The sequence below is a fragment of the Streptomyces sp. NPDC048211 genome, assembly GCF_043202315.1.
GTDB lineage: Bacteria > Actinomycetota > Actinomycetes > Streptomycetales > Streptomycetaceae > Streptomyces.
Genome location: NZ_JBIDAD010000033.1, coordinates 17,148 through 27,482 on the forward strand (window position 1 = coordinate 17,148; position 10,335 = coordinate 27,482).

At 68.1% G+C, this 10,335-nt stretch carries 9 protein-coding genes and 3 pseudogenes; 10 read left to right on the forward strand and 2 right to left on the reverse strand.

The genetic code is table 11. The features are described 5' to 3' along the window. Positions 1–895 precede the first annotated feature (895 nt). Positions 896–1,252, forward strand: coding sequence for a hypothetical protein (locus tag ACGFZA_RS41695; RefSeq protein ID WP_393686250.1), 357 nt, complete (start codon positions 896–898; stop codon positions 1,250–1,252). 334 nt (positions 1,253–1,586) lie between these two features. Beyond that, a complete protein-coding gene (gene cutA / locus ACGFZA_RS41700; RefSeq protein ID WP_393686252.1) occupies positions 1,587–1,910 on the forward strand; it encodes a divalent-cation tolerance protein CutA in 324 nt (107 codons plus the stop codon). Here cutA and ACGFZA_RS41705 read toward each other — a convergent pair. Continuing rightward, positions 1,907–2,884 carry an XRE family transcriptional regulator gene (locus ACGFZA_RS41705; protein WP_385288048.1) on the reverse strand — a complete coding sequence of 326 codons (978 nt, stop codon included), beginning with the start codon at positions 2,882–2,884 and terminating at the stop codon, positions 1,907–1,909. The genes cutA and ACGFZA_RS41705 overlap by 4 nt on opposite strands. A gap of 551 nt (positions 2,885–3,435) precedes the next feature. Here ACGFZA_RS41705 and ACGFZA_RS41710 point away from each other — a divergent pair. From ACGFZA_RS41710 to ACGFZA_RS41745, 8 genes and pseudogenes are all read left to right on the forward strand, one after another. Next, positions 3,436–3,972 (forward strand): hypothetical protein, encoded by a 537-nt coding sequence (locus ACGFZA_RS41710; protein WP_385288045.1) that lies wholly within the window; start codon positions 3,436–3,438, stop codon positions 3,970–3,972. Between the two features lie 16 nt (positions 3,973–3,988). Continuing rightward, complete coding sequence (locus ACGFZA_RS41715) at positions 3,989–4,486, forward strand: ATP-binding protein (protein ID WP_393686255.1); 498 nt, start codon at positions 3,989–3,991, stop codon at positions 4,484–4,486. A 490-nt stretch (positions 4,487–4,976) separates the two neighbouring features. Further along, a complete protein-coding gene (locus ACGFZA_RS41720; RefSeq protein ID WP_393686257.1) occupies positions 4,977–6,182 on the forward strand; it encodes a hypothetical protein in 1,206 nt (401 codons plus the stop codon). Continuing rightward, the gene (locus tag ACGFZA_RS41725) at positions 6,179–7,084 is read left to right on the forward strand and encodes an NAD(P)-binding domain-containing protein (protein WP_393686259.1); all 906 of its coding nucleotides are present in this window, start codon (positions 6,179–6,181) and stop codon (positions 7,082–7,084) included. The genes ACGFZA_RS41720 and ACGFZA_RS41725 overlap by 4 nt, the downstream gene beginning before the upstream one ends. Then, positions 7,081–8,214 (forward strand): hypothetical protein, encoded by a 1,134-nt coding sequence (locus ACGFZA_RS41730; protein ID WP_393686261.1) that lies wholly within the window; start codon positions 7,081–7,083, stop codon positions 8,212–8,214. The genes ACGFZA_RS41725 and ACGFZA_RS41730 overlap by 4 nt, the downstream gene beginning before the upstream one ends. An 87-nt stretch (positions 8,215–8,301) precedes the next feature. Next, positions 8,302–8,793: pseudogene (locus tag ACGFZA_RS41735) on the forward strand (hypothetical protein). 75 nt (positions 8,794–8,868) lie between these two features. Then, positions 8,869–9,039: pseudogene (locus tag ACGFZA_RS41740) on the forward strand (SAM-dependent methyltransferase); the annotation flags it as partial. Positions 9,040–9,137: 98 nt separating this feature from the next. Beyond that, on the forward strand, positions 9,138–9,503 hold the full coding sequence (locus tag ACGFZA_RS41745) for a hypothetical protein (RefSeq protein WP_393686263.1): 366 nt from the start codon (positions 9,138–9,140) through the stop codon (positions 9,501–9,503). Positions 9,504–9,678: 175 nt separating this feature from the next. On the opposite strand, the pseudogene ACGFZA_RS41750 reads toward ACGFZA_RS41745, so the two are convergent. Next, a pseudogene (locus ACGFZA_RS41750) lies at positions 9,679–10,335 on the reverse strand (hypothetical protein); the annotation flags it as partial.

The following is a 10,335-nucleotide window of genomic DNA, read 5'->3' on the forward strand; positions in this document are numbered from 1 at the left end:
CATCTCGGCGGAGGTTGGGCGAGGTCGCGCGATGACCGAATCGTGTCGCGGGTGCCGTTTGTTTTTGTGCATCGTGTGGTCCCTCGCCGCGCTCTGCGGGAAGCTGGGATTGGTATGCCCTGAACCCGTGCGGGTTGCGCCGGGTGGGTCTTGATTAGTCCATTCGGGGGGTGTGTGTGAACGCGGCCGCAAGTGCGGGGGCGGCTCGCGCGTTGTAGTGCGCAGCGCCCCGGTGTGTGCCCAAGTCGCCAATCGGGGGAGGGGTTCCTAAGGTCCGTTTCAAGCAGGTTCCTCTGTCCGTTCAAAGCAAGAGGAGCTCTGCTCCCGACTCTGGTTCCTAGGCCAGTTGAGTCGAGGTGAGCCCCTCGTGCGGTGTGCCACAACAAGCGCAAGGCAAGAAAGGACACCAATTGAAGAATAGATCGGGACGCAACGAGGAGCACAACCACGGGCTGGATCATCGGCCCAGGACATCCCTCCGTCATCTGTGGGGGTATCTGAAGCGTCATGGGTGCCACCCCTTTGACCTGGGGCGTGAAGTCCTTTACGGGGCGGCTTACCAGGCGGGGAGTTGCCTGGTGACTGTGATCATCCTCTGGATGAGCGCACGGCGTTGAACCGCGAGTGATGGGCGTGGGCTCGTCGCTCTCTTGTGGCGGGCCCTCGCCCCAGGCGTTTCTCACGAATCTCGGAGTCCATCGCATCCCTTGAGCTGGGGTGTTGCGACGACGACTAGAACTTAAGCTTCCAGGGTGGGGCACTGTTTTGTCCGGACACGCGGCCGGGGTGTCTGCGGCGGGGCGGGTGCGGACGTCTGCGGCCGATATCGGCGCCGACAGGTCCAGGCCGTGAGGGCGGGCGATGCAGTCGGGGGAGGTCGCTCTACTATCCCGGCATGAGCGACAGACCCGTACGCATCACAGTGATAGCCGCGATCCTCGGCGGCGTAGTTGGTTCGGCCCTCACCGTGGGGGCCGCATTCTTCCTGATGCCACCGGAAGGCCCTCGTGGCCCAGCGGGTCCCAGCGGGACGGCAGGGCGCGCTGGGCCTCCCGGAACGGCTGCTGCTCAGTCCCTCACCGAGGACGACGTCCGCGCGCTCGTGCCTGATCTCGCAGGCGCCTACGTCATCGAGGGCCCGTTGGGATGCCCGAGCGGAACACTGCCGAGCCGCTCGGTGAAGATCCCCGGCGACGGCTTCACCGTCAGCGAGACCCTGACGCTGTGCTACTTCGGCTCCGGCAGCCGATAGCCGGGCTATCGGGGTGGCGGCCCGTCGGGGTACCGGACGATCTTCTTCAGTTCCTGCTCGACCTTGGCCCGGGGCTGGTCGGTCGCCGTGGCGTACGTGGTGATTGCCTCGTGCACGCGCATTGAGGTTTCGACGGTCAGTCGGCCCTCTTGCTGCTCGGTCCAGGCTTGTCGTTCGAGTTCAATGAGTTCGTCCGTGAGTTCGATTGCCGCAGGTGGGGATCGTACTCGCAGACCGGATCTGCGAGTCGGGGGGACGTGTCCCCCACCTGCAATTTCGCCTGGGTGGATGAAGCGGCCCCTGGTCTTGGCGGGACCTGGTTAGGCTCGCGGCCATGACTGAATACTTGCAGGTCTCAACAGCCACGGAGACGAAGCAGCAGGCGATCGACCTTGCAGGCCCGGCGGTTCAGAAGAAGCTCGCGGCGAGTGCCCAGATCATCGGGCCGGTAACGAGCGTGTTCTGGCACCTGGGCGAGTACGGCACGGGTGAGGAGTGGCAGGTCCTCCTGAAGACGACGGCCGGACGGTACCAGGAGTTGGAGGCGTACCTCCTTGCAGAGCACCCCTGGGACAACCCCGAGGTCTGCGCTGTACCGATCACTCAGGGGGCTGACCGCTGTCTCCAGTGGGTCAGGGACTCGGTGGAGGGGGCCTAGCTGTCCGCGTACTCCAGCAGCTGGCGGACCTGCTGCGTGCCTGAGTGGGGGCGCAGGCGGTCAAGCAGGGGCGTAATGCGCTGCCGCGGCCGGACGGAGGCGACGCCGACCGAGAGCTGAAGGGAGCGGGCGGTCGTCTCGGCCGCCTGCTCGACCTCACCGGCGGTCAGGTAGGCGTCGGCGAGCCACGTGAGGTAGAGCGCCTTATCGCGGGCCTGGTCGTCGGCGTAGCGCTTGAGTGCGTCGGTGAGGATGGGGACCGCCCGCAGGGGGCGGCGCAGCTCGGTCCAGCAGCGGCCGGTCATGATGTCCAGCTCGTTGTGGTCGACCCACGCGGACCAGCCTGGTTGCGGCTCGTCGGGCTGCGCGTCGTCGAGTGCTTGGCGGGCGGCGGCGAGGGCGCGTTCGGTGTCGATGGCCTGGCCGTTGACGGCGCAGGCCCAGGCCAGCCGTTCGTGGAGGAGGGCTCGGACCGTGGCGGGCGTCCGGTCGGTGATGGTCACACAGGAGTCCTTGGCGAAGGTCGCGGCGGTGCGCCGGTTGTCCGCGAGGGTCTTGTAGGCGAGGAACGCGAGGCTGTTGCCGTAGAGGTCGGAGTCCTGCGCGTCCTGCGCTGCGGTCCCGCTCTCCTCGTAGAACGCCACGGCGTCCTGGGTCCGGCCGCCGTCGAACGCGGCCCAGCCGGCTTGCTGTGCTTGTTCAGCGAGGAGCGCGGTGAGGCGGCGCCGGCTTTCGGGGGTGAAGGTGCTCCGGCCGAGGAGGTCCTTTGTGTACTGGACCTCACCAAGGTAGACGCGGTAGGTGTCGCCGCCACCCAGGACTTCGTCCAGGCGTCGCAGGCGGGCAGTGCGCTCCTGGAGGCTGGCCACGTAGGCGTTGGTGATGTGCTGGGGCGCGCGGGGCCGGTGGAGGGTGGGGAGTGCGGCAGCGAGACCGCCGGTGCCTGCGGCTCTGAGTATGGTTCGGCGGCGCACGTGCATGGGTCCGTTCTCTGCGTGGGGAGTTCCAGCAGGAGCGTCGGCCGTCTCCCAGGGACGGGGGCGAGACCGAGTAGGTACCCGGGAACGCGTAACGCGTCCGCGATCTGCACGACCTTCTCGAACGACGTAATTCGCCCTTGCCCGCGTGCAAGGATCCCGACCCTGTCGGGCTTGATGTCGCACGCTGCGGCGATCTTGGAGTAGCTGATATTGGCCCGCTCGCGGGCGATCCGGAACACCAAACCGAAGTCGTGTGCGCCTAGCGCGCGTTGCATGTCGTCGTCGGCGAGGAGACCGCGAGGGAGGGCGGTTGGTGGCTGGTAGGTCATGCGGCACGCCTCCTGCTGACGCGAGTGTGCACGGTGATCAGAAATGGTGCCTACCCATCATGGGTATACCCCCGCCGGGGACGCGGGCATTTCGCAGGAACACCACTCTCGAACGCGAAAGCCCCGGGGGCGGTGATGCCCGCCGGCCCGGGGCGACGACTGATGAGGAGTCGCCATGTTCGAGCGTATCCAGAGAACCCCCGTCGAGTTGACGCCATGAACCAACCGGCTGACGGAGTGGTCCACCTTCGACGGGAGCGGGAGCTCGCGGCCGGGCACTGGCTGCTATCCGCCTCCTCGGACTTGAAGCAGAGCCGTGCGGACTGGAGAGACAAGGGCGCGACGTGGTTGCAGCCCGGCGTCCTGTTCGGGGCGGTGATCGTCCCGGAGCGCCTGGTGCACGGGGCGCTCGGCCTGGACGGGCCGGACGCGTGCGCACGCCCCCTGGCCGAGCGCCTTGAAGGCGGCCCGCTGTTCTACAGCCCAGGCGTCTTCGGCCAGCGGGGCTCGTACACGGCGCTCGTCTCGGCGTCCATCGCGATGTCGTGGCGTACCCGCGGCTCCATGGGCCACCACTACCGCGCGGTAATCCTGATTCCTTCCCCGCACGCCACCGAGCCTGATGGCGAACGGCCGTGGTGGGTGGTACCGCTCGACGGCCCCGGAGTGCTGTGTGGGGCGCAGTCGCTGTCGGCGCTCGTCATCGCGGGCCGCCGCGCTACCGGCCTGCCGGGCGGCGGGCTCTATGTCTGAGGTCCCCGCCGGTTCCGTGAAGGACGCGACGACGTCGCCTGAGCCCCGGGACGCTGCCGACGCTCTCCTGGGGGTCGCGAGACGCCTGACGATCTCGGAGTTGCGTCTCGCGGATGACCGGCCCGCGTACACCCTGACGCTGCCGAGGCTCGCCGAGTGCGCGCGTGATGCGCGGCGTTTGGTGTCTTCGGCGCTCGGCTACTGGGGTCTGGGTTGCCTCGAGGACGAGGCGCACCTCCTCGTCACCGAACTGATGTCGAACGCGGTCGCCCACGCGCGGTGGGCGAACGTGCGCGTCACCGTGACGCGGCTCGATGTCCTTGCCGTGCGGATCGCGGTGACGGACATGTCGACGGTCCTGCCGAGGGCTCGGGAGGTGGACGGCCAGGACGAGTCCGGCCGAGGTCTCGCGATCATTGACGCGGTGACCCGAGGCCGTTGGGGCGCAGACCTCCTGCCCTGGGGCAAGTGTGTCTGGACTGAGATCGACGCCGCCAGAAGGGCGGCGCTGTGACCGACACCGGGCGCCAGGTCGTCTACGTCTTCGTCCTCTTCGTCCTCTTGGTGGTGCTCGTCGTCTGTATCGCCGGGGGATAGCCGTGGCGACGACGTTGGTCATCGGCCTGTGCTGGCGCCGCGGCGCCGACAAGACTCCCCGTTCACGCCTGCGAGCCGTGCATGCGGCGGATGGAGGCCTTGATCCGAACACACAACGCGCAGCACTGACGAAGAGACCGCCCCGGCCGCCCGCTCGTGCAGCAGCCGGGGGAGGACTGAACCAGGAGATACCTGTGAGCGCCGCCTCGCGGCAGGTTGGCCCAGATGGCCAAGTCGAGGTGCTGCCGGATCCCGGCACCGTCGCGGAGCCGCCGGGCTGCCTGGCGGTCCTAGCCGCCCCGAGATGCTTCGGATTCCTGCTGTTCGTCTGCCTGTTGATCGGTGGCGTTGCCTGGCACGACCTCGCCATATGACGCACCAACTCGTCCACCCGCAAGGAGCGGTCGGTGACATTCGCAACGAACGAGGGCCTCGCAGTGAGCGCGAAAGCGCTGTACGCCGAGACCCAACGGATCATTACTCGCGCGGCCGAGGACCTGTGGCCAGACGTGCCGGTCGTCCTCGGCCCCCCGTGCCCGAGCGTCACCTCCTACGTCTGCCGAGTCATGGTGGACGGCGAGGAGCTGATCGCCAAGTACAGCTGGCTGGGCCTCTCCTTGGTATCCATCCTCCGAGGTGTCGGAGGAACGTGGGCAGAGGTCCAAGACGCCCAACGCGCCTATGTCCACGGCGCCGACCTGCTGACCGACCGCGAGGAACAGAACCTGGAGCTCCTGCGAAAACTCGGTAGCCCGCAGGTGTGCGAGACCGCGGGCATCCACAGCGGGGTCCTGCTCACACGAATCGCGCCAGGCACGCCCCTCGGCGACGTGCTGGCCGCCCGTCCGTGGGAGACGGCGGCGCTCCTCGACGCGACTCTCCTCGTCCTCAGCGATCTGCACGGCACGGCTGGCGCGGAGTGCCTACGCCGTGCGGCGCCGATCGGTGAGCGGTCTGTCGTCGGCGTCTTCCGCCGGAAGTTCAACGGGCTGAGCGCGGCCGGCTATCTCGGGGCGCTCGGCGTGGACAGCGGCCTCCTGGAGGACGAGCGCCAGGAGGTGGTCGAGCTCCTGCGGATCGCGGTCTGGCGGCTGATCCGGATGGCCGGTGCCATATCGACCCGCCAGGACACCGTGGTGTTCGGAGACCTCAAGCCCGAGCACGTCTACATTGACGGCCCGCGCCTCACCTTCATCGACCCGGTCGTGCAGTGGGCTGCAGGGCCTCAGCCGGACATCGCGAAGCTGGTCGGCCGCACACTTCTCCTCGCCCTCGCGCAGCCGGAACCGCGCGCGAGGCAGCAGATCATGCAAGGGGTCGATTCCACGCTCGCACGGCACGTCGCAGCCTTCCCCGATTACGAGAGGGCGGCACGGCTCCGTGAGGTCATGGTCCTGTGGCTCATGGACACGGTGAACATCCTGAGCACGTGCCTCAGCGCGCCGAAGGATCTCCCGCTGGCGCGTCATCAGCAGTCGCTCGTCGCCCAAGCTCGTGAGGTGGCGCGCATCGTGGACCGGGTCAGTGCCCTCCTCACCGGCTCGACGGCCGGCCCGCGACTCCTGGACGCCCTCTTCTCCGAGGTCGAACACACCGTGGGGAGCGCTCGGTGAGCGGGCCGGTGGTGGGGATCGTCGGGGCGGGTGCCGTCGGGCAGACCCTCGCCACGGCGCTGGTGGCCGCCGCGCTTCCCGAACGGCTCCTCGTCGTGTCCCGGCAGTTGGACCAGGCCCACGGTCTGGCCGCCGACCTCCAGGACCTCGGGCTTGCTGCCGGCTCGCGCACGACAGTCGAGGCGGGAGAGGCCGCCGACCTCCGCGGCTGTGACGCGGTCGTCGTCGCCCTCCGCAGCGACTTCACGAACACCGCCGCACGGGACATCCGGCGCGCCGGAGCTGCCGCAAACGCCCCCGCCCTCGGCGCGCTCGCCCGGGAACTGTACGGGTATGACGGGACAGTCCTCATCGTGACGAATCCCGTGGACCTGATGACGCGCCGCTTCGCCGACGTCTCCGGAGTGGCTCGGGTCTTCGGGATCGGGTCGAACCTCGACTCTGGCCGCTACCGGCTCCTGCTGGCCCGGTACGCCCAGGTGTCCCCGGACCTTGTGCGTGGCCATGTGGTCGGCGAGCACGGTGACCGGGCCGTCGTGTGCGTGTCCGCGACGACCATCGCGGGCCAGCCCGTCTCGGTGCCGGTCCGGACGGTAGTGGATGACCTCCAGCGTCGACCGGCGCTGATCCGTTCCGGCATCGGCCGCACCCGCTGCGGCCCTTCGGGCGCCGTGCTATCCACCCTCCGCAAGGTCCTCGGTCTGGCCGACGGCATCGAGGAGCTATCCGTGCCGTACGGGGATGTCTACCTCGGAGTCCCTCTGTATTTCAGCGGTGGCGTGCCCGCTCCGTGCATGCCAGCGCTCACCCGTCCTGAACGCCTGTGCCTGGATGCTGCGGCCAGCAGCCTCCGCGACGCCTACGCCCATCTCCCCACTCATATCGAGAGGATCGCCACATGATCAGCGCTACCCGACTCGAGGCCGCCTCGGCGACCGTCACCGTCCTCAGCAACCGTACGGAGGTCACAGGCTGGGCCCTGCGGTATTTCGGGCCGTGGTGGAACGCTGCGCCGGTAAACGCCGCAGCAGTGTGCGCGGGCGCCGTCCTGATCGCGGATGTCGATCTCGCCCAGTACGAGGAGCTCACCCGGCTTGTCCACGACGGCCGGCCCACGGAGGCCCTGGACTACGCCAAGCACCCCCTGCTGGTGGCGCAGGATGGCGAGGACATCATCGCGACGTCGCCGGACGAGGGGGTCGCGTACCGCAGCACACCGTCCTCCGGCCGCCTGGTCCTCGTCGGCGTCGGCGTGCTGTCGCTCGCCCTGGCCGCCGCGCGCCTGGCTCGCGAGTCGATCCGCGGTCAACTCCTTCGGGAGGGCTGGGCGGTGCTCCACTCCTCCGCGGTCGTGAGGCCGGACGACGGCGCGACGCTCCTTGCCTTTGGTGACAAGGGGGCCGGGAAGACGACCACCGCGCTGCTCCTCGCCTCCCACGGCTGGCAGCTCCTCGCCAACGACCGGGTGTTGGTCCGGCCGACCGGTGAGCGGGACATCGAGGTCGTGCCCTGGCCGTCTGCCGCTGCGCTCGGCCTCGGGCTGCTCAAGTCGCTGGGCTGGGACGTCGGTGCGCGGGATCATCTGCGGGCTGGCGGTAGCTTCCACCCGACTCAGCACGAGTCCGTGACCGAGGCGCTGTTGGCCGGCGATCACACGCCGCTGTGGGAGAACGCGAAGCGGGAGCGGAAGATCCAGGTGTTCCCGGATCAGTTCCCGGACCTGTTTGACGTGCCGCTTGCCACCGGCGGTCGGGCGGCCGGTCTGCTTTTCCCCGAGATCGACGCCGACGCTGCGCCGGATGTTGTCGACGGCACCCGGTCCCTGGGCGAAGCCGACTTCATGTCGGGTGCGACTGAGGACCGGTACCCGGATGTCTTCGGGCAGGCTCAGGGAGAGGACGGCGGCGGCCGAGAGAGCGCCCGTGCGGAGGTGGCGTCTCGTCTCGCTGTGCTTCCGCACCGCGCGGTCCGGCTGAGCCACGAAATCCCGGCGAGCGTCGCCCTGCTGGAGAAGGTCGTCAGCACGATCTGAGCCCGGCCCAGAGCCCCCGTTCCCTGTCCGTTGATGACCGCGGGCCGGGGACGGGTTCCACTGCACCACTGACGAGAGGAACAACGCATGACCATCGCAGTTCAGGCGCCTACTCGCACCAGGGATCCGCAGCTTCTCCTCAACGCCGTCAAGCCGCACGTCCGGTACCTGCCGGCGAACGTCTCTGACGGCGGCACTCTGTGAGAGCGGGAGATCGCGCTCCTTCTCCGCGACAACACGATGCTCCGGAACATGGCGGAGCGGATCCTCGGCCAGGCCGTGGCGTTCACGGTCGCGTCGATGGAGCACAAGGATGTGCACCTGGGCGTCGGCAAGCTCGTCGACATCGGCGTGCATCAGCTCATCCTGGACACCTCGATCTACTTCGCGATGTGCGACCTCTACAACGGAGGTGCGTACCGGCATCACGCGCCGTTCATCCAGCGCCGCAACGACGGCTTGTGCCTGAGCACCGCGGACTTCCTCCGGCCTGACGGCTGGGACGTCGACGCCGAGCTCTGGGTCATCGATGGCGCCGAGTACTCGCCCTGCGACAGCAAGGTCCCCGACAGCCACTGACCGGCCTACGCTGGCCCCCGTCCTCCGCTCGCGCGGAGGGCGGGGGCCTTCCCTGTCCACACCGAAAGGGGCACTGTGCCCGCTCAACACGACATCGCAGCCGAGACCGAGCTGTGGGACACCTACGCAGGCAGCGCGTTCAAGGACGACATGCAGCCGACGTTCTGCTGGACGCAGTACGCCGGCCACGGACCGGGGCCTGAACTCCTCGGCGAGCCGGGGGCGGTGCTGGAGATCGGTTGCGGTGATGTGTGAGGGCTCAGGACATCCTTGACGCTTTGTCCTCATGAGTTCCTTGACGCATCGGGCCGTGTGGTGTCAGACCCTGGGGCGATGATCGGGCCATGCTGCAAGCAAGAGATGAGCACGGTCGTCAGGTGAGGAATCCGGGGACCACGGCCTTGAGCCGGATGGTGGCGAACCTCGGCCGGGGAAACGCCTTCGTGATCGTCGAGCGAGTCGACGATGAGGCGGACGGCGACTGGTATGTACAGGTGTGGCTGAGGGATGACAACACCTATCAGCTGGAGTTCCGTGACGGAATGGCGGCAGAGCACTACCAGACCCGGACGATCTCCCAGGAAAAGGTGATCGTCGCACTGAGCTGCTGGGCCAAGGGGCGACCGGAGTGGAAGGACGCCTTCATGTGGAACAACATCAGCACCTTGTTTACGGACGGGGCCGGGTCTCGGCGCTTGCCCACGCCTTGAAACGGCTGACTGGCCGATCGCTGGTGCGGGCATGGACCGCGAGTTCCTCACCGTCGTGGACGATCCGGAAGTGAGTGTCCTCCACGACGACGTTCACGATCTTCCCGACGTGGAGGGGGCCGACCCGCATCCGCTGTTTGGCAACCATGAGGAACCCGTCGATATTGACTCGGCGCTACACGACCAGCGGCCCCGCCGGACCCTGGGGCGGTAGGAGTGATGAGGCTTGGCGGGCTCCCCTGAGGCGGCCGCGCTGGTCGGCTGAGATGGGCAGCGGCATGGTCTGGACGACGCGGCCGTTGCTGATCGTGTGCAGGACGTGCTCGTCCATTCGCAGGATGACCCGGCTCCCGGCCAGGGTGACCGGCAGCTTGATGTCCTGCTGGGCGAGCGCGACGATGCCGTTGCGGTCAACGGTCCGTTCGACCTCCACCGCCATTCCGGCCGGCAGTTGAACCCGGCCTCGGTGGCGGGGCAGGGCCGGGGCTGCCGGTGGTGGCCCGGCCGGCCGGGTCTGGCGCTTCTCCCGGAGCTGGTGCAACTGCTCCAGCGAGGTGCGGGAGGCCATCGTTTTGAGTAGGTGTCCGTCCATCGTGATGTGGATGCTGCGATCGTCCGCCCAGAGTGTGACGGTCTTGCCGGCGAAAGCCGGTCCGATCCAGATGTCCTGGCCGCCGTGGCTGAGGGCGAAGTGCCCGCAGGGTGGGATTACAACGTCAAATTCGACCGCGCCGGTATAACTGATCGTTTCAGAATGAGATCGGTGTGGTGGCTTGGCAGTTGGGTGTTGGGTCGGCAGGATCTGGTAGGTGTCTGCTGATCTTGTGCCTGA